Origin of the sequence: Streptomyces cinnamoneus, from assembly GCF_014650495.1 — a bacterium.
In the GTDB taxonomy this organism is placed as follows: Bacteria; Actinomycetota; Actinomycetes; order Streptomycetales; family Streptomycetaceae; genus Streptomyces; species Streptomyces cinnamoneus.
In genome coordinates this window covers 117,289-140,694 of sequence record NZ_BMVB01000012.1, presented here as the reverse complement: position 1 = coordinate 140,694, position 23,406 = coordinate 117,289, and the positions used below count along the sequence as shown (strand labels likewise).

21 protein-coding genes and 2 pseudogenes are annotated in these 23,406 nt (G+C 70.3%); 11 read left to right on the top strand and 12 right to left on the bottom strand.

Annotated features, from left to right (window positions below):
• The first annotated feature begins 95 nt into the window (after positions 1–95).
• The 3 genes from IE182_RS19085 (at position 96) to IE182_RS19075 (ending at position 4,624) form a co-directional block, all read left to right on the top strand.
• Positions 96–1,916, top strand: a complete 1,821-nt coding sequence (locus tag IE182_RS19085; protein WP_190111071.1) for a glycoside hydrolase family 15 protein — start codon at positions 96–98, stop codon at positions 1,914–1,916.
• Positions 1,917–1,919: 3 nt separating this feature from the next.
• Complete coding sequence (locus IE182_RS19080) at positions 1,920–2,864, top strand: cyclase family protein (protein ID WP_190111070.1); 945 nt, start codon at positions 1,920–1,922, stop codon at positions 2,862–2,864.
• Between the two features lie 182 nt (positions 2,865–3,046).
• Positions 3,047–4,624: a GMC oxidoreductase gene (locus tag IE182_RS19075; RefSeq protein ID WP_190111069.1), complete on the top strand. Its 1,578-nt coding sequence runs from the start codon at positions 3,047–3,049 to the stop codon at positions 4,622–4,624.
• Positions 4,625–4,663: 39 nt separating this feature from the next.
• Here the strand turns inward: IE182_RS19075 and IE182_RS19070 are convergent, their stop codons facing one another.
• From IE182_RS19070 to IE182_RS19055, 4 genes are all read right to left on the bottom strand, one after another.
• Entirely contained in the window at positions 4,664–5,704 is a 1,041-nt protein-coding gene (locus IE182_RS19070) for a cytochrome d ubiquinol oxidase subunit II (RefSeq protein WP_190111068.1), read from the bottom strand.
• Positions 5,704–7,188 (bottom strand): cytochrome ubiquinol oxidase subunit I, encoded by a 1,485-nt coding sequence (locus IE182_RS19065; protein WP_190111067.1) that lies wholly within the window; start codon positions 7,186–7,188, stop codon positions 5,704–5,706. The genes IE182_RS19070 and IE182_RS19065 overlap by 1 nt, the downstream gene beginning before the upstream one ends.
• 99 nt (positions 7,189–7,287) lie before the next feature.
• Positions 7,288–8,664, bottom strand: a complete 1,377-nt coding sequence (locus IE182_RS19060; protein ID WP_190111066.1) for an NAD(P)/FAD-dependent oxidoreductase — start codon at positions 8,662–8,664, stop codon at positions 7,288–7,290.
• Positions 8,665–8,670: 6 nt separating this feature from the next.
• Positions 8,671–9,510, bottom strand: coding sequence for an SDR family oxidoreductase (locus IE182_RS19055; RefSeq protein WP_190111112.1), 840 nt, complete (start codon positions 9,508–9,510; stop codon positions 8,671–8,673).
• 224 nt (positions 9,511–9,734) lie between these two features.
• Here IE182_RS19055 and IE182_RS19050 point away from each other — a divergent pair, with 224 nt between their 5' ends.
• Positions 9,735–10,037, top strand: a complete 303-nt coding sequence (locus tag IE182_RS19050; RefSeq protein WP_190111065.1) for an NUDIX hydrolase — start codon at positions 9,735–9,737, stop codon at positions 10,035–10,037.
• Between the two features lie 99 nt (positions 10,038–10,136).
• Here IE182_RS19050 and IE182_RS19045 read toward each other — a convergent pair.
• Positions 10,137–10,839, bottom strand: a pseudogene (locus IE182_RS19045) (SDR family NAD(P)-dependent oxidoreductase).
• A 91-nt stretch (positions 10,840–10,930) separates the two neighbouring features.
• On the opposite strand from IE182_RS19045, the gene IE182_RS19040 reads away from it, so the two are divergent.
• Positions 10,931–11,530 (top strand): TetR/AcrR family transcriptional regulator, encoded by a 600-nt coding sequence (locus IE182_RS19040; protein WP_190111064.1) that lies wholly within the window; start codon positions 10,931–10,933, stop codon positions 11,528–11,530.
• Positions 11,531–11,536: 6 nt separating this feature from the next.
• Here IE182_RS19040 and IE182_RS19035 read toward each other — a convergent pair.
• Both IE182_RS19035 and IE182_RS19030 read right to left on the bottom strand, forming a co-directional pair.
• Positions 11,537–11,701, bottom strand: a pseudogene (locus IE182_RS19035) (VOC family protein); the annotation flags it as partial.
• A 7-nt stretch (positions 11,702–11,708) separates the two neighbouring features.
• Entirely contained in the window at positions 11,709–12,161 is a 453-nt protein-coding gene (locus tag IE182_RS19030; protein WP_190111063.1) for a winged helix-turn-helix transcriptional regulator, read from the bottom strand.
• Between the two features lie 119 nt (positions 12,162–12,280).
• Between IE182_RS19030 and IE182_RS19025 the strand changes: the two genes are divergently transcribed.
• Together IE182_RS19025 and IE182_RS19020 are read left to right on the top strand one after the other, a co-directional pair.
• The gene (locus IE182_RS19025) at positions 12,281–13,591 is read left to right on the top strand and encodes an MFS transporter (RefSeq protein WP_190111062.1); all 1,311 of its coding nucleotides are present in this window, start codon (positions 12,281–12,283) and stop codon (positions 13,589–13,591) included.
• 98 nt (positions 13,592–13,689) lie between these two features.
• The gene (locus IE182_RS19020) at positions 13,690–14,964 is read left to right on the top strand and encodes an endonuclease/exonuclease/phosphatase family protein (protein ID WP_190111061.1); all 1,275 of its coding nucleotides are present in this window, start codon (positions 13,690–13,692) and stop codon (positions 14,962–14,964) included.
• A 566-nt stretch (positions 14,965–15,530) separates the two neighbouring features.
• Here the strand turns inward: IE182_RS19020 and IE182_RS19015 are convergent.
• Positions 15,531–16,175, bottom strand: coding sequence for a TetR/AcrR family transcriptional regulator (locus tag IE182_RS19015; protein ID WP_190111060.1), 645 nt, complete (start codon positions 16,173–16,175; stop codon positions 15,531–15,533).
• Positions 16,176–16,391: 216 nt separating this feature from the next.
• Between IE182_RS19015 and IE182_RS19010 the strand changes: the two genes are divergently transcribed.
• Together IE182_RS19010 and IE182_RS19005 are read left to right on the top strand one after the other, a co-directional pair.
• Entirely contained in the window at positions 16,392–17,576 is a 1,185-nt protein-coding gene (locus tag IE182_RS19010; protein ID WP_190111059.1) for an FAD-dependent oxidoreductase, read from the top strand.
• Positions 17,577–17,722: 146 nt separating this feature from the next.
• Positions 17,723–18,172 carry a hypothetical protein gene (locus IE182_RS19005; RefSeq protein ID WP_190111058.1) on the top strand — a complete coding sequence of 150 codons (450 nt, stop codon included), beginning with the start codon at positions 17,723–17,725 and terminating at the stop codon, positions 18,170–18,172.
• Positions 18,173–18,695: 523 nt separating this feature from the next.
• On the opposite strand, the gene IE182_RS19000 is transcribed toward IE182_RS19005, so the two are convergent.
• The gene (locus tag IE182_RS19000; protein WP_190111057.1) at positions 18,696–18,833 is read right to left on the bottom strand and encodes a hypothetical protein; all 138 of its coding nucleotides are present in this window, start codon (positions 18,831–18,833) and stop codon (positions 18,696–18,698) included.
• On the opposite strand from IE182_RS19000, the gene IE182_RS18995 reads away from it, so the two are divergent.
• A complete protein-coding gene (locus IE182_RS18995; protein WP_190111056.1) occupies positions 18,823–19,368 on the top strand; it encodes a hypothetical protein in 546 nt (181 codons plus the stop codon). The two genes, IE182_RS19000 and IE182_RS18995, sit on opposite strands and share 11 nt — an antisense overlap.
• Before the next feature lie 666 nt (positions 19,369–20,034).
• Here IE182_RS18995 and IE182_RS18990 read toward each other — a convergent pair.
• The 3 genes from IE182_RS18990 to IE182_RS18980 form a co-directional block, all read right to left on the bottom strand.
• Positions 20,035–21,216 (bottom strand): RNA polymerase sigma factor, encoded by a 1,182-nt coding sequence (locus IE182_RS18990; protein ID WP_190111055.1) that lies wholly within the window; start codon positions 21,214–21,216, stop codon positions 20,035–20,037.
• 10 nt (positions 21,217–21,226) lie between these two features.
• A complete protein-coding gene (locus tag IE182_RS18985) occupies positions 21,227–21,595 on the bottom strand; it encodes a YciI family protein (RefSeq protein ID WP_190111054.1) in 369 nt (122 codons plus the stop codon).
• 124 nt (positions 21,596–21,719) lie between these two features.
• Positions 21,720–22,103, bottom strand: coding sequence for a MerR family transcriptional regulator (locus IE182_RS18980; protein ID WP_190111053.1), 384 nt, complete (start codon positions 22,101–22,103; stop codon positions 21,720–21,722).
• 64 nt (positions 22,104–22,167) lie between these two features.
• Between IE182_RS18980 and IE182_RS18975 the strand changes: the two genes are divergently transcribed.
• Positions 22,168–23,316 (top strand): alkene reductase, encoded by a 1,149-nt coding sequence (locus IE182_RS18975; RefSeq protein ID WP_190111052.1) that lies wholly within the window; start codon positions 22,168–22,170, stop codon positions 23,314–23,316.
• The last annotated feature ends 90 nt before the right edge of the window (positions 23,317–23,406 follow it).

Below are 23,406 nucleotides of genomic sequence, written 5' to 3'. Positions count from 1 at the left end.
GGCGTGCGGTCGTCGGCCGCTGCGGCGTGGCAAGGCCCAGCGGGGAGCCGGATAGTGGACACAGGGGGCCTCTCCCGAGACTTCGGAGCCAGCCCATGGACCGCTACCCTCCCATCGCCGAGCACGGCCTGGTGGGCGACCTGCAGACCAACGCGCTCGTGTCGTCGCAGGGTGTCGTGGACTGGTTCGCCGCTCCCAGGTTCGATTCGCCCAGCATCTTCGCTGCGCTGCTCGACCACGACCGCGGCGGGTACCTGCGGCTGGCCCCCGAGCACCCCGACGAGACCCGCAAGCAGCTCTACTACCCCGACACCGCGATCCTGGTGACCCGGTTCATGTCGCCGGACGGCGTGGGCGAGGTCGTCGACTTCATGCCCCCGGACCAAACCCGCACCGCCACCGACCGGCACACCCTGGTCCGCGTGATCCGCGCCGTGCGGGGAACGGTCGACTTCACGCTCGAGTGCCGGCCGCGCTTCGACTACGGCCGGGCCGGGCACGAACTCGAACTCGGCGCGAACCGCGCTCTGTTCCGGGCCCCGGGGATCGACGCGCACCTGCAGACCAGCTTTCCGCTGGAGCGGGACGGCCAGGACGTGCGCGGAAAGGTGACGCTGAACTCCGGCGAGTCCGGCGGGGCCGTGTTCACCGTCTGCGCGTCCGGTGGCGAGGCGCCCGCACCCCTCACGGCCGACGGGCTCACCGCACAGATGGCGGAAGTCGCCCGGTTCTGGCATCGGTGGCTGCGCCAGTCCCGCTACCGGGGGCGGTGGCCCGAGCTGGTGCACCGCTCGGCCATCACCCTCAAGCTCCTCACCTACGCCCCCACCGGCGCCCTGATCGCGGCGGCCACCACGGGCCTGCCCGAGCAGGTCGGCGGCGAGCGGAACTGGGACTACCGGTTCACCTGGGTACGCGACGGCTCGCTGTCCGTGCGGGCCATGCTGGACCTCGGCTTCGCCGAGGAGGCCACCGCCTTCGTCCACTGGCTGGTGGACAGGCTGCGTGAGCGCCAGGGCAAGGAGGGAGAGCCGCTCCAGACGATGTACCGGGTCGACGGCGATCCCGACCTGCCGGAGGAGACACTCGATCACTTCGAGGGCTACCGCGGCTCCTCCCCCGTCCGCATCGGCAACGGCGCGGCCGACCAACTCCAGCTCGACATCTACGGCGAGGCCCTCTACGCGATGTCCCAGGGGCGCGAGATCGCACAGCAGGCGAGCTACGAGGGATGGCAGGCACTCACCAGAACACTGGACTGGCTCGCCGACCACTGGGACCGGCCGGGCGAGGGCATCTGGGAGACCCGCGGCGGCCGCAAGAACTTCACCTACAGCCGGCTGATGTCGTGGGTCGCCTTCGACCACGGGCTGCGCCTGGCCGAATACTTCCGCAGACCCGCCGACCTGGAGCGGTGGCGCAAGGCGAGGGACGCCGTGTTCGAGCAGGTCATGCAACGCGGCTGGAGCGAGAAGGAACGCGCCTTCGTCCAGCACTACGACGGCGACGTCCTGGACGCCTCACTGCTGCTCATGCCCAGGGTCGGGTTCATCGCCCCCCGGTCCGGGGCCTGGCTCTCCACGCTCGACGCGATGGACCGCAAGCTCGTCTCCGACAGCCTTGTCTACCGCTACGACCCGGCGGCGTCACCGGACGGGCTGCGCGGCTCGGAGGGCACGTTCAGTCTGTGCACCTTCCTCTACGTCGACGCCCTGGCCCGGGCGGGGCGGCTGCCCCAGGCCCGTTACGCCTTCGAGAAGATGCAGACCTACGCCAACCACGTCGGACTGTTCGCCGAGGAGGTCGGCCCGAGCGGGGAGCAACTGGGCAACTTCCCCCAGGCGTTCACCCATCTGTCCCTCATCATGGCCGCCATCACCCTCGACGAGGCGCTCGACGCGGAGGACGGGCGCTGACCCATGGCCGCGCATGCCCGTCCGGCAGGACCGCCACGGCTGACCGCGGCCGAGTTCGACGTGCTGTACCGGCGCCTGCTCTCGCGCTCCGCCTGGGCCAGGGGCGAGAGGGGTGCACTGGACGCACTCACTCCGGCCCGGGTGCTGGCCGCCACCCGCGAGGTGCGGACCGGCCGGACGGTGACGCTCGCCGCGCCCGTGGAGACCCTGCCCGGTCCGGACAACCCGGAGCCGGCGAGGCACCGGATGACCGGGCGGCCCGGGGACGATGCCTCGGGCGGGCTCCACTTCGCGAGGGACAGCTTCGCCATGAACGTGCACGGCGACGCCGACAGCCACCTCGACGCCCTGTGCCACGTGATCTACGACGGCACGCTGCACGGCGGCGTGTCCGCGAGCAGCGTCACGCCGGGCGGCGCCGAGGCGCTCTCCGTCGAAGTGGCTCACGACGGGATCGTCGGCCGCGGCGTACTGCTGGACGTCCCGCGGCTCCGTGGCGTGCCGTGGCTCGAACCGGGCGATCACGTGAGCGCCGACGATCTGACCGCGGCCGAGACCGCCCAGCACGTACACGTGGGTGAGGGCGATCTCCTGTTCGTCCGGGTCGGCCACCGCAGACGCCGGAACGAGCTGGGCGCGTGGCACGCGGCGGATGCGCGCGCGGGGCTCCATCCGTCCGCGATGGAGTTCCTGGCGGAGCGGCGGGTCGCCGTACTCGGCGGCGACGGCAACAACGACACGGCCCCGAGTTCCACCGAGGGGATCGGCTTCCCCGTGCATGTGCTCGCGATCCACGCCATGGGCCTTCACCTGCTGGACTACCTGCAGTTCGAGGACTTGGCGCCGGTCTGCGAGGCCGAGGGGCGCTGGTCGTTCCTCTGCGTGATCGCCCCCCTGCGGCTGCCGGACGCCACCGGTTCACCGGTCAACCCGATCGCCGTCCTCTGACGTCTCCGGTGAAGGCACACCTGATCGGCTCCCGTACGGTCGCCGCTCCCGGGACCGCCCGATAGCTTCATATCTGATGCTGAACGTCCCGATTGCGCGCGTGCGTGTCCGGCGCGCTGCAGCGCAGGGCCCTCAGGGCACTACGGCCAGGGCAGCCACGACTCCGAGAACGGGTTCTCCGCATGGCCGACGATCACCACGACGTCATCATCATCGGCACGGGAGCGGGCGGCGGCACGCTCGCCCACCGGCTGGCCCCCACCGGCAAGCGGATCCTGATCCTGGAGCGCGGCGACTACCTGCCGCGGGAGCGGGACAACTGGGACTCCACCGCGGTCTTCGTCAAGGGCAAGTACCGTGCCCCCGAGTTCTGGTACGACAAGCACGGCAACGAGTTCCCCCCGGAGGTGAACTACTACGTCGGGGGCAACACCAAGTTCTACGGCGCCGCCCTCTTCCGTCTCCGGCCCGAGGACTTCGGCGAGCTGCGCCACCACGACGGCGTCTCACCCGCCTGGCCGATCCGCTACGAGGATCTGGAGCCGTACTACACGCAGGCCGAGCAGCTCTATCTGGTGCACGGGCGGCACGGCGAGGACCCCACCGAGGGTCCGGCCGGCGGCCAGTACCCCCACCCACCGGTGGAACACGAGCCGCGCATCCAGCAGCTCAGCGACGACCTGGAAAAGCGCGGACTGCACCCCTTCCACCTGCCCATCGGTGTGAACCTCACCCAGGACGAGAACGGCGGGGCCACCCATTCCAGCGTGTGCATCCGCTGCGACCGGGTCGACGGCTTCCCCTGCCTGATGGGCGCCAAGTCCGACGCACAGGTGATCTGCGTCGACCCGGCGCTGAAGCACGACAACGTCACGATGGTGACGGGCGCCGACGTACGACGCCTGGAGACCGACCCGACCGGACGCACCGTCACCGGGGTCGTGGCCGAGCTCGGAGACGGAACGACCGAGTCCTACAGCGCCGACATCGTGGTGGTCGCCTGCGGCGCGGTCAACTCCGCTGTCCTCCTGCTCCGTTCGGCCAACGACAAGCACCCCGGCGGCCTGGCCAACAGCTCGGACGTGGTGGGACGCCACTACATGCGTCACAACAACCTGGCGCTGATGGCCGTGTCGAAGGAACCGAACCCCACCAGATTCCAGAAGACCCTGGCGCTCCACGACTGGTACCTGGGAGCGGACGACTGGGACTACCCGCTCGGTGGCATCCAGATGCTCGGCAAGTCGGACGCCGACCAGATCCACGGCGAGGCGCCGCGCTGGGCCGGCGCAGTCACGCCCGACATGCCGTTCGAGACGCTGGCCCACCACGCCGTCGACTTCTGGCTGTGCGGGGAGGACCTGCCCCTCCCCGGGAACCGCGTCACCCTCGACAAGAACGACGACATCCACCTGGCCCTCGACGAGAAGAACAACATCGCGGGACTGAAGCGCCTCCAGCACAAACTGCAGGGCATGCTGAGCCACCTGGGCATGCACGAGCACCACCTGCTGTCGCACAGCATCTACCTGCACAAGGGCATGCCGATCGGCGCCACCGCGCACCAGGCCGGCACCGTCCGCTTCGGCGACGACCCGGGCAGCTCCGCACTGGACATCCATTGCAAGGCCCACGACCTGGACAACCTCTACGTGGTCGACACGGGCTTCTTCCCCAGCATCGGCGCGGTGAACCCGTCGCTCACCGCCATCGCCAACGCCCTGCGGGTCGGCGACCACATCGCCGCCCGCCTCGGCTGACGGGGCGCCGCAGGCCGCGACGGAGCCGACGGAGCGCCGCTACGGGTTGTCCCCGGGCGCTCTGGCCGCCCGGGTGTCGGCGTCGGTGAGCGGCTCCAGCTCGCCCATGGTGTCGAGCCGGTAGAGCAGCACCAGCGCCGGGCCGACCAGCACGACCGCGATGACCGTGACGATGCCCAGCCAGCGCAGGGTGTGGGCGGCGCCGGCCGCCTGGGCCACCGTCAGCGAGGTGGGCAGGACATAGGGCCGCTGTGCGAAGCCCCACGCGGCGACGGACAGGGCGACGCTGGCCACCGAGGTGCAGCGGGACCAGCCGTGGGACCGGCGCAGCAGAAGCAGCACGGTGGCCAGACCGCAGACCGCGGCCAGGACGATCAGCAGCAGGCCCACGCCCCCGGTCAGGCCCTCCCAGACGTACCGGGCGTCGTCATGGGTGACGGGCAGGCCGATGAGTGCGAGGACGACGACGGCGCAGAAGGCCAGCAGGGCCCGCAGCCGGAAGTAGTCGACGAGGTCGTCGGCGCCGAACCGCCGCGCGTCGGAGCAGAGGAACACCGCCCCGAGGAACGCGGTGGCGGCGATGGCCAGCAGACCCGCGAGGACGGAGGTCGGATGGGCCCAGGCGTCCGCGGAGGCGTCGGTCCCCACCGCGACCCGACCGGCGGCGATGCCTCCGAGCACCGCCCCGAGGAAGAACGGCGTGAGCAGCGACGAGATGGCGAACATCGCACCGAAGACCCGTCGTTGGGCCAGACGGCGGGACGGCTTGCGCAGGGCGAACCCGGCGCCGCGGAGCACCAGGCCCACGGCCGCGAGCGCGAGGGGCAGCCACATCGCCTCGAACACGGCCTGGAACATCTTCGGAAAGCCGGTCCACATGATGACGAAGACGAAGATCAACCAGACGTTGTTGGTCTCCCAGACCGGCTCCATCGCGTGATCGATGAGCCGGCGGGGCCGCCGGCCCCGCTCCGCCCCTCCGGCCAGGAGGTCCCAGAAGCCCGCGCCGTAGTCGGTGCCCCCGGCACAGGCGTAGGCGGCGATCGCGAGCACCATGACCCAGGCGATGAGACCGGCCATCACGACGCACCGCCGGACGTGCGGCCGGACCCGCCACCGGGTGCGGCCCCTGCGGCTGCCGGCTCGGGCTCGCCTCTGGGCCCATAGGGGGTGTCGGTCTCGGGCGGCAGTGCGGCGCGCACGGCGGCCGGGCCCTCGTCCGCGATGCGCCAGCGAGTGCGCATCGTCAGGACGACCGCGAGGAACGCGCCGAACACGGCCGCGTACACGGCCATGACGATGCCGAGCATCGCCCACAACGATCCGGCCCTGGTGGCGGTCACCGCCTCCGAGACCCTCATGTGGTGGTAGACGATCCAGGGCTGGCGGCCGACCTCCGTGGTGATCCAGCCGCACTCCACGGTCACCAGGCACGCGGCTCCCGCGAGGGCGGCGCAGCGGAAGAACCAGCGGCTGCGAGGGAGGTCCCGGTGCCGCAGCCAGGACCAGGCGTACCAGAGGGAAAGCAGGATCAGCAGGCTGCCGATGGTGACCATGATGTCGAACGCCCAGTGGGCGATGGTGGCCTGGGCGGCGGTGGGGCGGTCGGCGGCCGGCACCGACGTCAGGCCGGTCACCTGGGTGCTGGGCTTGAAGCCGGCGAGGATCGAGTCCAGCTGGGGGATCCTGAGTCCGCCGGAGATCGTTCCGTCGCTGTTCAGCCGCCCGAACATGTACTCGGGCACATGGGTGTCCGTCTTCCAGACGATCTCCGTGGCGGCGAACTTCACCGGCTGCTTGTGGAAGACGGCACGAGCGGCGGAGTCGCCGAGCATGAACTGGACCGGCGTGAGGATCGCCGCAACGGTGAACGGCAGCGTGAAGCCGAGCCGGTGGTACCGGTCGCGGCGTCCGCGCAGCCAGCCGGCCGCGTACACGCCGGCGACCACGTAGCCGGCGGTCATGAACATCGCGACCACGAAGTGCCAGTACTCCGGGCCGAACATCGGCGTGAAGACCGCCTGCCGCACATCGACGTCGACGGGATCGCCCTGGGCGTCGAGGCCGAACCCCTGCGGGGTGTTCATCCAGGAGTTGGCCGCGATGATGCCGAACGCGCCCATCAGGGCCGTCGCCGGCAGCGGTACGGCCAGCCAGAAGTGCGTCCAGGGCTTGAGCCGGCGCCACCCGTAGAGGTAGATCGCGATCAGGACGGCCTCCAGGAAGAACGCCCATGCCTCGACGCCGAACCCGAGGCCGAAGACGTCGCCCCAGCGGCCCATCATGCCGGGCCACAACAGGCCGAGCTCGAAGGACAGCACGGTGCCGGTGACGACGCCGATGGCGAACTGGACGGCCATCACCGCCGACCAGCGCCGTGCGAGCTTCAGGGCGACGGCATCGTTGCGGCGCAGCGCCCGGTGGTGCATCAGCACCGTGATGAACGGCAGCGCCACACCGAACGGGACCAGCAGGATGTGCGAGGCCAGGGTGAAGGCCATCAGCTCACGAGCCGGTAGGAGCTGGGGCGGGGTGTGCGCCAGAAGGGCCGCTGTGCTGAGCATGTGTGCCTCGGTGGTCTGCCCCGCGGGGGCGCGGGGGGCTGAGGAACGACAGGGGGTGCGAAGGAGTGGCAGCCGGGAGGTGCCGGCCGCCTTCCGTGGTCAGGGAGGTGGCGGGAACGCCTTCCGCCCGGGCGCCGGGCAGGCCGGCGTGCCGGCACCGGCACCGGCGTCGGCCTCCGCGTCGGCCTCGGCGTCGGACCAGGCGAAGGCGCGCTCGCGTCGCGAGCTGGTGGCGAAGGCGACGGACCAGCTGAGCACCGCTCCCAGCCTGCTGCGGAATCCGGTGAGGAAGGCGAGGTGGACGAAGAGCCAGACGAGCCATCCGATCGCGCCCGACAGGTGCAGCGGGCCGGCCTTGACGACGGCCCGGCCGCGGAAGATGTAGGCGGCACTGCCGAGGTCCCAGTACCTGAAGGGCTTCGGCTGCTTCGTCCTGCCCTCCACCGCGTGACGTACGGCCCGGCCGGCGTAGGAGCCCGACTGCATGGCGACCTCGGCCAGGCCCGGCAGCTTGTTCAGGCTCATCACGTCGCCCGTGACGCGGATCTCCGGGTGGCCGGGGACGGTGAGGTCGGGTTCGACGACGATGCGTCCGGCCCGGTCCTGCGTGGCGCCGGTCGCCCGGGCCAGCGCGGCGGCGATGGGCGGCGCCTCGACCCCGGCCGTCCACAGCACCGTGCGCGCCGCGAACCGGGTGGTCGCACCGTCCCGGCCCTGAACCGTCAGGCCGTGCGCGTCGACGGCGGTGACCTTCGTGCCCAGGTGGAGCTCCACGCCGAGGCTCCGCAGCGTGCGGGCCGCACGATGGGCCAGGGGGCGGCCGAACGCGCCCAGCACCTCGTCGGCCCCCTCGAAGAGCAGCACCCGGGCCTGGGCGGAGTCGATCGTCCGGAACTCCCGGTCCAGCGTGTGGCCCGCGATCTCCCTGATCTGTCCGGCCAGTTCGACACCGGTCGGCCCGCCGCCGACGAGCGCGAAGGTGAGCCACTGCTCCCGTTCCCGGGCGTCCGCGGCCGCTTCGGCCGTCTCGAACGCCTGGTAGATCCGTCGGCGGATGTCCAGCGCGTCGTTCAGGGTCTTCATGCCGGGGGCGTGCGCGGCGAACTCGTCGTGCCCGAAGTAGGACTGGCGCATGCCGACTCCGACGATCAGGTCGTCGTAGGGCAGCTCGACGGCGCCGCCGTCCGGTCGCCGGGCGTGGACCAGCCGGGCCTCGACGTCCACGTCGGTGGCTTCGGCGAGCAGGCAGCGCACGTTGTGATGGCGTCGCAGCACCGCGCGGAGCGGTTGCGCGATCTGGCCCTCGGACAGGATTCCGGAGGCGCACTGGTAGAGCAGGGGTTGGAAGAGGTGGTGGGCACGGCGGTCGACCACGGTCACGGCGACCGGTGACCGGCGCAGGGCGCGGGCGGCGAACAGCCCCGCGAAGCCCCCGCCGAGGATCACCACCCGGCGGGGCGTGACGTGATCCTGCATCGGCGATCAGCCGCCGGTGGCGAAGCCGGGGAAGAGCGTCATGCCGCCGTCGACGTAGAGCGTGGCGCCCACGACGTAGTCGAGCAGGTCGGACGCCATGGCGACGACGGCGTTGGCGATGTCGTCCGGGTCGCCCACGCGGCGGTACGGGATGAGGCGCAGCAGCTCGGCCTCGGCCTCGGGGGTGGACCAGGCGTCGCGGTTGATCGGTGTGCGGATGGCGCCGGGCGCGACCGCGTTGACCCTGATCCCCTTCGGGGCCAGCTCCTGGGCGAGGGTCTGCATCAGCATGCCCACGCCGCCCTTGGAGGAGGCGTAGTTCACGTGCCCGGACCACGGAATGATCTGGTGGACCGAGCTCATGCAGATGATCTTCCCGGCCGAACGGGACACCTCCGGCACCACCCCGCGCCGTACGAACTCCTTGGCGGCCTCGCGCGCGCAGAGGAACTGGCCGGTCAGGTTGACGTCGATGACCTTCTGCCACTGGGCGAGCGTCATGTCCGTCGCGGCCGCGTCCCGCTGCAGGCCCGCGTTGGCCACCATGATGTCGATGGTGCCGAACTCCTCGACCATCCGCGCGACCATGGCGACCACCTGGTCCTCGTCGGACACGTCGGCCTCGTGGGCGTAGGCGCGAACCCCGAAGCCCTTGATCTGCGCCACGACCTTCTCGGCCTCGTCCGCACCGACGACGTAGTTCACCACGACGTCCGCTCCGGCCCGGCCCAAGGCAACGGCGGTCGCCAGGCCGATGCCCGAATTGGCGCCGGTCACCAGCGCCTTCTGGCCCCTGAGAAGCTGCGCGGACACCGTCCCGCGGCTCTCGTCGACACTTCCTGGCACCACGATCTCTCCTTCGGCGTTTCGGACGGCACGCACGCCGAACGGGCGACACACACGGGAAGGCCGGGAGCCGGCCGGCCGCCAGGACGGCCACGAGAGCCGTCGCACACCCGGCCCCCCAGACCAAAGCACCCTGCGTCACGGGCGGCACAGACCGGCGCGCCACGCAGCCGTATTCGTCCGGGCACGTCACACGGTCGGGCTACGGGCTTCCGCGTCGCTACGTGAAGGCCGAGGACCTGGCGGTGGTGCGCGAGTACATCCAAGCCGACCACCCCGACGGCCACCAGATGATGTCCGGCACCGGGCATCGGGTCGAGGCGATGTTCCGGTGTCGCATCCTCCACGAGCCCTCGGTCCTCGGCGGGCCCGCCGAGGACTTCGAGCAGGTCGGCGTCGAATGGGTCGCTCTCGACAAGCTCCCCGGACTGCGCACACTGCCGCCGTGCCTGCCGACCGTCATCGCCGACGTCTTGGCAGCCGGTCGGGACCGGGGCGCTGTCTATCTGGGAGACAGGTATGCGTGAACCCGTTCCACAACCTGGTCGTGAGCCTGTGCGGTGTCCGATTCGCTCTGCCAGCAGCGTAAGGAGGGGAGCGCAGTACCAGCGCTTCGGTCTGCAGCTCTACCACGGGACGGTCTCGCCGTGGCGGTCCAAGAACTGCAGGCCGGGGGCGCCGGTCTGCGCTTCGAGGACGTCGACGACGGCCGGGATGCTCCCCTGGGGGGTGAGCGGTGCGTCGGGTCCGCCGAGCTGTGTCTGATTGTGGCCGGGGTCGATGAGCAGCTTGGTGTGTCCGTCGTCGGCATGGCGGGTGGTGTAACTGCGCATCAGCTGGTTGAGCGCGGCATTGCTGGCCTTGTAGAGCTCATAGCCGTCCTCGGTGTTCCGCGAGATGCTGCCCTGGTCGGAGGACATGACCGCGACGGTTCCGCCGGGCACGACGAGTCCGCGAAGAGCCTCAAGGGCGCGCAGCGGGCTCAACGTGTTGGTGATCATCACCTCGGTGAACATGTCGGTCGAAACCTCGTGGATCGGCTGGTTTCCTCGGTCGATCGCAGCGTTGACGAAGAGCAGATCGAGTCGACAGCCTTCGCCTTCCAGACGCTCGCGCAGCGCGGCTAGCTCTTCGGAGCTTGTCATCTCCAGCGATTCGACCTTCAGCCGGCCGTTCCAGGCATCGGCATTCGCTTGCAGTTCGCCGCCTCTCTGACGCGTCGTGGCGATAACTCGTCAACCGTGTCGGGCGAGTTCGTTGGCAAGGACGAGCCCTAACCCCTCGAGAGGCTCCGATGACGAGGGCCTTGCGGTTGGACGTGGCGGACACGCTCACTCCTTCGCGGTTGGGGAATTTGGACTAGACGCGCCGTTGCGTCTAAACAAGACCGCGGGGACCGCTGACGGGTAAGGCGTCCCGCATGCCCGCAGCCAGCCCTCAGCCCCGCAGGCCGCGCTCCGGGAACCGGCGCGACGAGTCCGCACGTCTCGCTGTGCTTCATGCCGCAGACGATCTGCTCGTCGAGCACGGCTTCGGAGCTCTGACCATTGAGGCAATCGCGCGGCGCGCCGGCGTCGCCAAGCAGATGATCTACCGCTGGTGGCCCTCGAAGGTCGAGATCCTCCTCGACACGCTCATCGAAGACAGCGACAAACGCCTTCCCGTCCCGACGGAGAAGCCCACGGCGGAGAGCATCCGTGGTTACCTTCGCGACCTCGCGCGATTCCTCGCCGGCGACCCTGCCGGCAAGGTCCTGCTCGTGCTCATCGCCGAGGCGCAGCACGATCCCGACACGGCCAAGAGCTTTCACAAGCGCTATCTCGGCCCACGCCGTGACCAAGAACGAGAGATGTTCGCGCGCGCAATCGACGCCGGCGAGGTCTCGCCCAGGCTCGGCCCCGACGCCACGATCGACGCCCTTGTCGGCCCGATCGTCTACTGCGCCCTGACGGGATCGGCTATTCCCCGCGGCCTGGTGGACGCCCTTGTCGAGGACCTGCTCAGGCCCCGCTCAAACTGAGTACCCTCAGTCGGCGGCGCCGCTGAGGGGCTGGAGCCGGGCGCGCAGGAGGCAGAATTCGTTGCCTTCCGGATCGGCCAGGACGTGCCAGTTCTCGGTGCCGGTCTGGCCGATGTCGACGGGCCTGGCGCCGAGAGCGAGCAGCCGTTCCAGCTCGGCGTCCGGACGCCTGCTCAGTTCACTGGCTGGAGACCTTGTGGACCGTGGTGTCGTCAGGGTTGAGTAGTCGCCCGTCCGCAGACAGGACTTCCAGTGCACGGAGGGGACGCCCCTGTCGGCAGTCGACCAACTCTGAGTGTGATTCGCCGGGGGCGAAGAAGTTCTGTTCGCCCCACTGCCGCAGGGCCACGATGACGGGGAAGAGGGCCTTGCCCTTCGGAGTCAGTACGTACTCGCGGTAGGCGCTGCCGTCCGAGGCGGGGACGGATTCGAGGACACCGCCGGCGACCAGGGTGCGCAGGCGCGCGGTGAGGATGTTCTTCGCTACGCCGAGGCTGCGCTGGAACTCGCCGAAGCGCCGGCTTCCGTCGAAGGCGTCCCGCACGATCAGCAGGGACCACCAGTCGCCGATCGCGTCCACCGACCGGGCGACGGGACATTCGCTGTCGTCGAAGCGCGTTCTGCTCACCATGGCGTCCCTCACTCCCTCTCACGACGGTTGCAACATGCTACCAAGAGCGGTTACCGTCGCCGTCGTTATTGGTAGCAAGATGAAACCAGAGTTGACATCAGATGCGCGGAGGGGTGCCGATGCCCGGCAACGGCGAGGCTGTGGAGGCTGTGACACGACAGGCCGAGGCCCGAAGCGGGGGAAGTGGAGGAAGCGGGGAAGGTTCCGCGTTCGTCCTGTCCCGTGGCGTCGTGGTTCTGTTCGCCGTCGCCTGTGGAGCCGCGGTGGCCAACGTCTACTTATCCCAGCCGCTCCTGGTCACCATGGGCCACGACCTCGCCATGAGCCCGGCACTGGTCGGCAGCGTGGTCACCCTCACGCATGTCGGATACGGGCTGGGACTCTTCTTCCTCGTACCACTGGGCGACGTGGTCGACCGCAGACGGCTCATCGTGGCCCAACTGCTGCTCCTGGTGGTGGCGCTGGCCACGGTAGCCGCCGCCCCCACAGCGGCGATCCTGCTCGCGGGCGTGGCAGCGATGGGGCTTCTCGCGGTCGTCACGCAGACGCTGGTGGCCTTCGCGGCATCGCTGGCCCCTCCCGCCGGGCGCGGACGGGTCGTCGGCCTGGTCACCAGCGGCGTGGTCAGCGGAATCCTGCTCGCCCGCACGGCATCCGGCCTCATGGCCGATCTCGCGGGCTGGCGCTCCGTCTACATCGCCTCGGCGTCGCTCACCGCTCTGCTCGCCCTGGTCCTGTACCGAGTGCTCCCGCGCCACAGTGACGCTCCGCCGACAACTCTGCGCTACGGCCGGCTCCTGCGCTCCACGATCACCCTGTTCGCACGGGAACGACTGCTGCGGCACCGGGCCCTGTTCGGTCTGCTGATCTTCGCCGCCTTCAGCACCCTGTGGAGCAGCGTCGCGCTGCCGCTCAGCGAGGCCCCGTACTTCCTGTCCCACAGCGCGATCGGGGCGCTGGGGCTGATCGGTGTCGCCGGCGCCCTGGCCGCGACCGTGGCGGGCCGCCTGAACGACCGCGGTCTCTCCCGGCACACCACCGGCATCGCTTTGGCACTGCTCGCCGCCTCGTGGCTGCCCTTGGCCTTCACCCGCGGCTCGCTGTGGGCCCTGGTCGTCGGGGTGATCGTTCTCGACCTCGCCGTGCAGGCGGTCCATGTCACCAACCAGACCCTGATCTACGCGCTGCACCCGGACGCGGGCAGCCGGTTGATCGGCGGATACATGGTCTTCTACTCGATCGGCAGCGCCACCGGCGCCGTCGCCGCGACCTCCCTCTACACAGTGGCCGGCTGGGGCGCCGTATGCGCACTGGGTGCCGCGTTCAGCTGCCTCGGGCTCGTACTGTGGGCGTTCACCCGACACAGCGCCCCGGACCCCGCCGCCAAGGCGGCCTCTCGCAGCGAAGCCTGCTCTCACAGCGAAGCCTGAGCGGCATCCGGTCATACCGGCGGGCGTGTGGCGCGGATCGACGTGAACGGATCGTTCCTGCGGTTGTTCGTACCCGATCGCTCCACAAGGAGACCACGATGCGATTACCGTTACCACCGCCCCGCGCCAAGGCCCGCTCCGGACCACGCACATCACGGCTGACGGCGGCTCTCACCTCCGTGCTGCTGGCGACCGGACTGCTGGTCTGTGCCGCCCCCGGGCCGGGCGGCTCCACGGCGCGGGCGGACGACCGGCCGGCGACGCCGGCGGCCCCGCCATCCGGCGGCCTGCCGTTCGCCACCTACAACATGCAGGGTTCCGACCACGGGCTGCGCTGGAACGGCGAAGTCGGCCCACTGACGATGCGCCACCAGGTGGTCGCCCTGCAGGAGGCCGGCAGCGGGCCGCCCGCCGCGGCGCACCAGCGCCACGGCGTCGGTGAGTCGATCCGCATTCCCGGCCCGTTGCCGGCGGGCCTGCCGGACCACGTGAACCACACGGTGTGGCGGTACCGCCACCACACCCGCCACGTGTACTTCCTCCAGACCGACCCGCAGCGCGACAGCACCACGGGACGGGACCGTTGGCGAGGCGGCCGGGTCAACCTGGCGGTGGCCACCCACGCCCGCGCGGACGTGGCCCCCCTGCTCAGGCGGATCCGTGCCGCCACCCGGGCCGGCGAGAACTGGGTCATGGTCGGCGACTTCAACCTCGACATCCGCAACCGCACCGACCGGCAGGCCCGGGAGCAGACCCTCCACCTGCGGCCCGACGAACAACTGGCCCGACCCCACCGCTCCACCCACCAGCGGGGCGGCGAACTCAACTACGCGATCACACGCGGCACACCCCGCTTCAACGCGGCCATCCCCGCGGGGCGCGGCTCGGACCACCACCCCGTCCAGTTCGAACCGGCCCCCAGCCCCGTACCGGCCGCGCCCGACGGTCCGGTGCACAACTTCTCCTCAGCCCTCGAGAACGCCCGGACCGGGTTGGCCCTCGACGTTCCGGGCAACAGCGGCCGTGTGACCACCCGCCTGCAGGCGTACAACGCCCGGCAGTGGTTCCGTGTGGGCACCGTGCGGGGGCACTGGTACCGCTTCGCTCACTGCAACAGCCCCCGAGCCGCGTCCGGCGCCCTCAAGGACCGCGCCGCCCTCGCCGCCGGCGAGGCGTGCCCCGGAGTCAATCCGTTCATGCCGGTGTCCCCCATCCTCATGCTGTCGTGCGAGTCGCCCGAGGCCCAGTGGCACCGCGACGACCTGGGTACGCCCGGCGGCCCGCTGCGCCGGCGCAACTCCCCGCTACCCGCAGCTGTGCCTGACCGGCACGGGGAACGAGACGTCGGTCGTGGCCTTCCCGTGCAACGATGAACCGCCCAGCAGTGGTGGGACAACTCCCGCGCGGTGCCCGAGCGCGCGTGGGAGGACAGTGACGGGCGGGTTCGGCTGCGTGCGTGGAACGGCCTCTACCTGGACACCTTCGGCGGGGGCAGTCGAGACGGCACCCCACTGAATCACCCGCGGGCACAACAACGTCAACACCCAGCGACAGGACGTCCAGTACGCCGGCAGCGGCGACAACCTCGTACGGCTCAGGGGATTCGGCAGCGGACAGTGCGTCGACATCCTGGACAGCGTCCAGCCCCGTCCCGGCGAGCGTTCCGTGCTGCACGACTGCACCGGCCGCGGCAGTAAGACGGACGGTACGGGCCACCGCTGGCAGGCGGAGGCCTACGGCGACGGCACCCTCCGCTTCCGCAACGAGGCCGCCTGTGCCTGGTGCCGGCGGCGCGGGAGGCTGCCTACGTGGCGATCGCGATCTGTAGCGACGACGTCCGTCAGCGCTGGACGATAGTGCCGTGACTCGGTAGCCACGAGGCGAACCGGGCCTGGGCCGGCGCACGACAGCCGACGGCCGGCTCAGGCCCTGGGGGCCGTCATCCGCCCCCCTCTTCCCCTACCCCTGCCCCATCCGTGCGCCGTACCCGGCCGGGGCGGTCCTCCTGTCGCGCCACGGGGGTAGTGGCCCAGCCGTGTTCCAGCAGGGTGAACAAGTCGCGCATGGTGCGGGCCGGGTCGTCGCTCGCGCGGGCGATGCTGGGGGCTTCCAGGGCGAAGCGTGCCAGGCCGGTGACGACGGGGGTGTCCTCGGTGAGCCCGGTGGCCTCGGCGAGGGTGGTGGCCAGTGCCTTCTCGTGGCGCGACCACATGCGCCGGGCGTAGTCCCGCAGCGCGGGGGTGGATTCGACGAGGACGAACACGGGGTCGTCGGTCCGTACGGCGGTACGGGTGCGCACCATGTGATCGCGCAGGGCATGCAGCACCGACTGGCCGGGGGCCCGGTCGCGAACGGCCGCCATGAGGGCGCTCTCGACGTCCGCGTCCAGGTCGAAGACGAGGGATTCCTTACTGGGGAAGTGCTTGAAGAGCGTGCTCAGCGAGACGTCGGCCGCCTCGGCCACCTCGCGTACACCGACGTTGTCGAAGCCGCGCTCGGTGAACAGCCGCACCGCGGCATCCGCCAGGGCCTGCCTGGTCTGTGCCTTCTTGCGCTCGCGGCGTCCTGTCGTTGTCTCAGCCATGCGCTCCACCCTACTCGTTCGAGGGGAGTCGATCGCAAGGGCGATCGGATCCAAAAGCAGAGCGGTTGTACTTTTGGAGCGGCTGTGTTTCTGTGGTGCAGGTACGCCTGACTGGCACTCAGCTGCCGGAACTCGAGGCGCTGCTCTGCCCGGAACAGGGCGTCACCGACGTCACCACCAGCACCCTTTTCAACCGTCGAACGGAGCGTGACCCTCATGTCCACCACCCCCCGCATCGCGATAGCCGGTGCCGGCCTCGGCGGCCTCGTCTGCGCGCGCGTCTTACAGCAGCACGGCGTGCCGGTCACGGTCTTCGAGCACGAGGCCGCTCCTCACTCCCGTTCTCAGGGCGGCACTCTCGACATCGACGAAGACACCGGCCAGGCGGCCCTGCGCGCAGCCGGCCTGTTCGACCAGTTCCTCGCCCTGTCCCGGCCCGAGGGCCAGGAGTGGCGCCTGTACGACCGCCGAGCGAACCTGATGCGCCATGACCAGGCCGGCGAGGGCGACCTGAGCAGGCCCGAGATCGACCGTGGTCAGCTGCGCGCGCTCCTGCTGGACTCCCTCACCCCCGGCACGGTCCGCTGGGGCCACTCCGTAAGGGCCGTCACCCCGCTGCCCCACGGCCCCGCGCGCCTGTACCACCGCAACCGCACCGACGAGGGCTTCGACGACTTCGACCTGGTCATCGGCGCCGATGGTGCCTGGTCCCGGGTACGCCCCGCGCTCTCCGACGCCCAACCCTTCTACGCCGGCGTCACGATGGTGGAAGCCCACTTCGACGACGTCGACCACCGTCACCCCGGCATCGCCCACCTGGTCGGTCGCGGCACCATGTCGGCCAAGGCGGGTCGCCGCAGCCTGGTGCTGCAGCGCAACAGCAACGGACACGTCCGCGCCTACATCACCTTCCGCGGCCCCCAGGAGTGGCACACCGGCCTCGACCTCGCCGACACCGACTCCGTACGTGCACGCCTCCTCGCCCAGTACCAGGGCTGGCACGAGAGCCTGCTGGACATCCTGCGCGACAACGAGGGCGGTTTCATCAACCGGCCCATGTACGTCCTCCCTGCCCCCCACTCCTGGCAGCGCGTACGCGGCATCACCCTGCTCGGCGACGCCGCCCACCTGATGCCGCCCGTCGGCGTCGGCGCCAACCTCGCTTTGCTCGACGGCGCCGAACTCGCCCAAGCCGTCATCGACCACCCCACCATCGACGAAGCCCTCGACGCCTACGAAAGCGTCATGCTGCCCCGCGCCGCCGACCACGCGAAGACCGCCCAGCAGATGCTCACCACCCTCATCCCCGACACCGACTCCGACGAGGCCGTCTTCCCCGACGCCCTCTGGCCGGCCGGCCCCCTCTCTGACGCGCGTCCTGCTCCCGCTCCCACCAGCTGAGCTCCGCCGTCCGGCTCGCTCAGGAGAGGATCAGCAACGCCATAAAGAACTGAGCCTGCACCTGCGCACCGACGATCCACCCGCGGACTGCCCGGACCCATGACCATTCCCCGGGTAGAGCGGCCGCCAGAACCGAATGGGTACTGATGGTTACTTCTCCCGCCTCCGATGTGCTCGACGACGCCGCGCAGCAGCGCCCCGTCACGCCCGGCATGGTGATCACGACATTGTTGATGCCGCTCATAAGCGTTGCCGGTCTGGTCACTTCCCTGAGCACCGATGACATCGAAAATGAATGGGTGGACCGGCAGCGTGAGGCATGCCGGCACATGCCCTTCCCGAAGGCGGAATACGCTGCCGCGTGGGGCGGACTGGTCCTCGGCATAGCCACACTGTTCATCTGCGTGCTGCTCACCAAGGAGGTCCGCCGGCGGTACGGCGCCCGCCTCGTGGAGACGTGGCCGCCACTGGTGACCTACGTCGGCGTGCAGCTGTGCATGTGGCTCACGGTGCTGACCATGCCGGTCGAGCTGATCCAGCTGTACGCCGCGTACACGTCCGCTGGGTCGGGGATCGTTCTGGGCGACTGCGGATAGCGACCATCCGCTGCCTTGCGACAGCACACTCTCGCCGACGAAGCCGGGCGATAAGGGCAATCGCGGAAGAATCAGCGGATGATCCGCCCTGAGAACCTGGTCGGCAGGCGCCTCCTACAGGTGACAACGTCCTGGCACCACTCCCCGGAGACCGAACCTTCTCTCATCCACATGTGGCTGCACGTGGATGGCCTCGGCCCCGTCCGGTTCCACACCTCCGGCAGCGGAGGCCGAGCGAATCGCCAGATGAATGTTCGATGCGGGGTGGCGGCCCATGGCGCGCCAGGGATCGAGGCGCGTGGCGGGTCGTTCGATCACCCCCGAGGGGGCGACTCACCCGCAAGGGGTATTGCCTGCACCCGGCGTTGCTCGCGCACACGCTCGCACCCGCCGACACGATCGGGGGCGGGGGCCGGTCGTGAGTGACGCCCGACGAAGGCCCCGCGGCGTACGCCCTGCTCGCCCCCAGCGAGATTTTTTCTCAGGCGTCGTGTCGATGAGGATGTCCCCTTGATCAAATTGATCAAAAGTTCGAACAGCCCGGGAAGGAAGTGAAGCCGGTGAGGACGGAGACGAGTGGCCCGCCGATGAAGGGGGTGGGGCTGAACAGCCCCAAGGCGTCGCGCAGGTGGCCCGTCACCCTCGGTCTTGTGGTCCTCACGCCCCTGATCCTGGCGGGTTGCGGGTGGCTCAACCAGGGCGGGTCGACCCTGTTGTTGATGGGCAGCGTCGTTGTCCTCATGCTCGTCCTGGTCGTGGCCGGGGCACTGTGCGGTGCGGGGCCCGGCACGTGTGTGGCAGTCCTCGGGTTCACCTTCGCCCTCTTCGTCGGGCCTGCGTTGGACGACTATGTACTGGATCAGCGCGGAACCCGGTACGAGGCCGTGATAGCCGACATCAGCAGCTATCACAGAAGGCACGGTACGGGGCACACCTGCACCGTCATCCGGTCGGACTCCGGGCGGAATCTGACCTACAGGATCGACGACTCGCAAGGGTGTGACGAGGACTTCGAGCCGGGGCGGCACGTGACGCTGGTGGTGGACCCGGAGGATTGGCTGGCGACGAGGCTGAGCAACGACGTCAACGGGCTGTCGTCCGGCCATGCCTGGACCGTCGGCGGGCTGCTCGCGGCCATGGATGCCTTCATCCTCTATGGCCGACTGCGCCGTCGGGCGGGACGGTCCCACCGGTGAAGTGCGAGCGACTCTTCGTCGCCGTCGGCGTTTGTACGCTCCTGGTCGTCGTCACGGGCTGCGGCACCGCCGGGGCAGGCAGCGCGACTTCTCCGGCTTCTCCCACCGCCCGGATCGAAGCGGCTCCCCCTCCGCCCCCGGACAAGGGTCCGCTGTACGACGGGGACAAGGACGGGAGCCCGGGAATCGAAGGCATCCGGATCCTCAGGGGCGGAATCGCACGGCTCCCCGGGGGCGCGACGGTCGCGCACGCGGAGGCGCACTCGGACGGTACGTCCCGCAACGCCGTGCTGGCCGAGGGCGTGACGCCCGCCGACCGCAGGGACGGGCAGCACTGGACCGTAGCGCCTCATGGGGGCCTGACGGTCGAGGGACGTGCCTACACGGTCCGGCAGATCTGCACGTACCGGGTCGTGCTCACGCCCCAGAGCTCGGATGACGCATCGCCGGGACCAGGACCGGGACCGGGACCGGCTCCCGCGAAGCAGGGAAGCGACAACAGCCGGCCGGCTGGCGCCGATGGCCGCTGGCGGCTGCGCTGGCACGTACCGCATACCCAGTCCGGAGGCGAGGGCTACAGCGTCATCCTCTACGACGCCCACGACAACCCGAAGCGGGCCGACATCGGAGGACCTGCGGCCGCATGGACAGCCCGTGCCCGTGCACTCACCGCGAGGCCCTGCGCAGCAGGTACTCCCGCTCCGGCAGGCTCAACGTGAGCCTCGCGGCCCGCCGGTAGTGCTCGCGGGCCCGATCGTGCTCCCCGGCCAGGTCGAGCAGGTGCCCGCGCACCGCGTGCAGCCGGTGGTGGCCGGCGACCCGCTTGTCGCCGTCGAGCGTGGCGAGCAGGGCCAGCCCCTCGGCCGGGCCGTGCACCATCGCGGTCGCGATCGCGCGGTTCAGGGTGACCATCGGGTTCGGCGCGGTGCGGTCCAGGATCTTGTAGAGGATCAGTACCTCGGCCCAGTCCGTCTCCTCGGTGGACGGCGCCTCGTCGTGGATCGCGGCGATCGTGGCCTGCAGAAGGTACGGCCCGGCAGGACCCTTGCGCAGGGTGCCGGAGACCAACGCGACGCCCTCCTCGATCCGCGCGCGGTCCCAGAGGCCGCGGTCCTGCTCGGCGAGCGGCACCAGAGCGCCGTCCGCGCTGCGGGCCAGCCGCCGGGCGTCGGTGAGCAGCATCAGCGCGAGCAGCCCGGCGACCTCGCCGTCGTCCGGCAGCAGCCGGTGCACCTCGCGCGCGAGCCGGATGGCCTCCGTGGCCAGCTCGACCCGTTGCAGGTCGGGCCCGGAGGTGGCGGTGTAGCCCTCGTTGAAGATCAGGTACAGCACCTGCAGCACCGCCGGCAGCCGCTCGGGGCTGTCCGGGAAACCGGCGCCCTTGATCGTCTGCTTCGCCCGGCTGATCCGCTGCGCCATGGTGGCCTCCGGTACCAGGAACGCATGCGCGATCTGGGCCGTGGTGAGGCCGCCGACCGCCCGCAGCGTCAGCGCCACCTGCGAGGGCGCCGACAGCTTCGGATGGCAGCACAGGAACAGCAGGCGCAGCGTGTCGTCGACGTGCCGGGACGGGTCGTCGTGCGGCGGCGGCTCCATGCTGACGGTGAGTTCGCGCTCCCGGCGTGCCGCCTCGCTGCGCCAGTGGTCGGTCAGCCTGCGGCCGGCGACCGTGACCAGCCAGCCCGCGGGCCTGCTCGGCACACCCTGCTCCGGCCACTGCACCGACGCCGCGAGCAGCGCCTCCTGGACGGCGTCCTCGCAGGCCTCGAACTGCCCGTGCCGGCGGACGAGCGTGCCGAGGACCCGCGGCGCCAGGTCGCGCAGCAGGTCCTCGATCTCCTCGCTCACGGGCGACCGCTCACAGATCGGCCCCGCAGGTGAACATCGCCGGGCGGATCTCGATCGACAGACCCTTGATCCGGGTGTCCGGGATGAGCTTGGCGATCTCGATCGCGCGCTCCTTGCTCTCGCAGTCGATCAGGTAGAAGCCGCCCATGAACTCCTTGGCCTCCATGAACGGCCCGTCGGTGACCGTGGGCGTGCCGCCGGTGCCGGTGACGACGGTCGAGTTCGCCGGGGCGGCGAGCGCCTGGGTGAGGATGAACTCCCCCGAGTCCTGGACGGTCTTCATGAACTCGCCGTGGCCGTCCATGATGAGCTTCCGCTCGTCCTCCGGGAGGGCGTCGAGGATCTCCTGGTTGACCTGCATGATCAGGAGGTACTTCATGTCCTTGCTCCTTGTGTCGGGTTCCGCCCGGGGGCGCCTCGACAGGGAGTCGGAGCCGTGCGGCGTCTTTCGACATCACGCTCCGGATGGCCGGGGGCAAGCGGCCAAGCTCACCGAGATGCGGTCACGGTGAGATGGCGGAGGCGTGCACTCCGGCCGAGGCCGTGTCGATGACGTCGTCCAAGACGTCGCGGGAGCGGATCAGGTCGTTGATCATTCGATTGATGCGGTCGCGTTCCGCGGTGAGTTCGTCGACCAGCAGTGGCGTGGCCATCTCGTTCGGGGCGCCGTCCGCATCACGCATGCAGGGGAGCAACTGCGCGATCTTCTTGCTGTTCAACCCCGCGGCGTAGAGCGCCTGGATGCGGATGACCCGGTCGACCGCCCACTCGCCGTAGTGCCGTTGGCCACCCGGAGTACGCTCGGCCCTCAACAGCCCCTGCGTCTCGTAATAGCGCAGCGAACGCTCGCTCACCCCACTGCGCCGAGCCAGTTCACCGATCCGCATTCCCACCTCGCATGCCGACTCAGGACTTGAACCTGACACCGATGTCACTTTCTACCGTACCGGCATGACGAACGCACCAGTTGACTCCCGTCCCTCCCGCCTCTTCGAGCCCGCCCGCCTCGGCGCCTTGGGCCTGCCGAACCGCCTGGTGATGGCGCCGATGACCCGCAACCGCGCTACGGCCGACGGCGTCCCGCAGCCGATCATGGCTACGTACTACGCCCAGCGCGCCTCCGCGGGGCTGATCATCGCCGAGGCCTCCACGCCGAACGCCGTGGGGCAGACCTACCCCAACATCACCGCGATCCACAACGAGGAGCACGTGGCCGGATGGCGACGCGTCACCGACGCCGTGCGCACCGCCGGTGGCCGGATGTTCCTGCAGTTGCAGCACGGTGGCCGGGTCGGCCACCCCGACAACAGCGGGCACACGCCGGTCGCACCCTCGCCGGTCCCGCTCCCGGAGACGATCTTCACGCCCAGCGGACACCAGGTCGCCGTCGTGCCCCGTGAGATGACCGTCGACGAGATCGACTCCACCGTGGCCGACTTCGCCGCGGCGGCCCGGCGAGCCGTCGACGCGGGCTTCGAAGGCGTGGAAGTGCACGCCGCCAACGGCTATCTGCTGCACCAGTTCCTTGCCAAGGGCACCAACCACCGCACCGACGCCTACGGCGGCTCGGTGGCCGGGCGCATCCGGTTCGTCGTCGAGGTGGTACGAGCCGTCGCCGACGCGATCGGCCCCGAGCGGGTAGGTGTGCGGATCGCGCCGGGGCTCACCGTCAACGGCATAGAGGAGGGCGACACCGAGAGCATCTACCCGGCGCTCGTCGCCACACTGGCCGATGCCGGCCTGGCCTATCTGCACGTCGTGTTCGCCGACCCGGACCAGCCCCTCTTCCAGGACATCCGCAAGAACTGGACGGGCACGTTGATCGCCAATCCGGTGCTGGGGTGGGGAGGACCGCTGCCCGCCGACGGCGGCAGGCACGAGGGCGAGCGGCTGCTCGCCGCGGGAGCCGACCTGATCTCGCTCGGCCGTTCCTTCCTGGCCAACCCCGACCTGGTCGAACGCATGCGCATCGGCGCACCGCTCAACCCGGTGCGGGAGAAGGGCCTGATGTATACGGGCGGAGAGAGCGGATACACCGACTATCCCGTACTGGCCGCCGCCCAGCACCGAGCCGGGACGGCCGAACCCGTCGGGGCATGAGCACCGCCAGGCCGTTCACGAGTGGCTATGGCCTACGACGCGCCGACGACTTTCGCAGCCCGGGCATGGAGCTTGCCAACCCGGCTGCGG

What these genes read in the sequence shown, in the direction of transcription:
- IE182_RS19085 (WP_190111071.1), top strand. Translation starts at nt 96, where the DNA reads ATGGACCGCTACCCTCCCATCGCCGAGCACGGCCTGGTGGGCGACCTG.
- IE182_RS19080 (WP_190111070.1), top strand. Translation starts at nt 1,920, where the DNA reads ATGGCCGCGCATGCCCGTCCGGCAGGACCGCCACGGCTGACCGCGGCC.
- IE182_RS19075 (WP_190111069.1), top strand. Translation starts at nt 3,047, where the DNA reads ATGGCCGACGATCACCACGACGTCATCATCATCGGCACGGGAGCGGGC.
- IE182_RS19070 (WP_190111068.1), bottom strand. Translation starts at nt 5,704, where the DNA reads ATGGCCGGTCTCATCGCCTGGGTCATGGTGCTCGCGATCGCCGCCTAC.
- IE182_RS19065 (WP_190111067.1), bottom strand. Translation starts at nt 7,188, where the DNA reads ATGCTCAGCACAGCGGCCCTTCTGGCGCACACCCCGCCCCAGCTCCTA.
- IE182_RS19060 (WP_190111066.1), bottom strand. Translation starts at nt 8,664, where the DNA reads ATGCAGGATCACGTCACGCCCCGCCGGGTGGTGATCCTCGGCGGGGGC.
- IE182_RS19040 (WP_190111064.1), top strand. Translation starts at nt 10,931, where the DNA reads ATGCCCGCAGCCAGCCCTCAGCCCCGCAGGCCGCGCTCCGGGAACCGG.
- IE182_RS19030 (WP_190111063.1), bottom strand. Translation starts at nt 12,161, where the DNA reads ATGGTGAGCAGAACGCGCTTCGACGACAGCGAATGTCCCGTCGCCCGG.
- IE182_RS19025 (WP_190111062.1), top strand. Translation starts at nt 12,281, where the DNA reads ATGCCCGGCAACGGCGAGGCTGTGGAGGCTGTGACACGACAGGCCGAG.
- IE182_RS19020 (WP_190111061.1), top strand. Translation starts at nt 13,690, where the DNA reads ATGCGATTACCGTTACCACCGCCCCGCGCCAAGGCCCGCTCCGGACCA.
- IE182_RS19015 (WP_190111060.1), bottom strand. Translation starts at nt 16,175, where the DNA reads ATGGCTGAGACAACGACAGGACGCCGCGAGCGCAAGAAGGCACAGACC.
- IE182_RS19010 (WP_190111059.1), top strand. Translation starts at nt 16,392, where the DNA reads ATGTCCACCACCCCCCGCATCGCGATAGCCGGTGCCGGCCTCGGCGGC.
- IE182_RS19005 (WP_190111058.1), top strand. Translation starts at nt 17,723, where the DNA reads ATGGTTACTTCTCCCGCCTCCGATGTGCTCGACGACGCCGCGCAGCAG.
- IE182_RS18985 (WP_190111054.1), bottom strand. Translation starts at nt 21,595, where the DNA reads ATGAAGTACCTCCTGATCATGCAGGTCAACCAGGAGATCCTCGACGCC.
- IE182_RS18980 (WP_190111053.1), bottom strand. Translation starts at nt 22,103, where the DNA reads ATGCGGATCGGTGAACTGGCTCGGCGCAGTGGGGTGAGCGAGCGTTCG.
- IE182_RS18975 (WP_190111052.1), top strand. Translation starts at nt 22,168, where the DNA reads ATGACGAACGCACCAGTTGACTCCCGTCCCTCCCGCCTCTTCGAGCCC.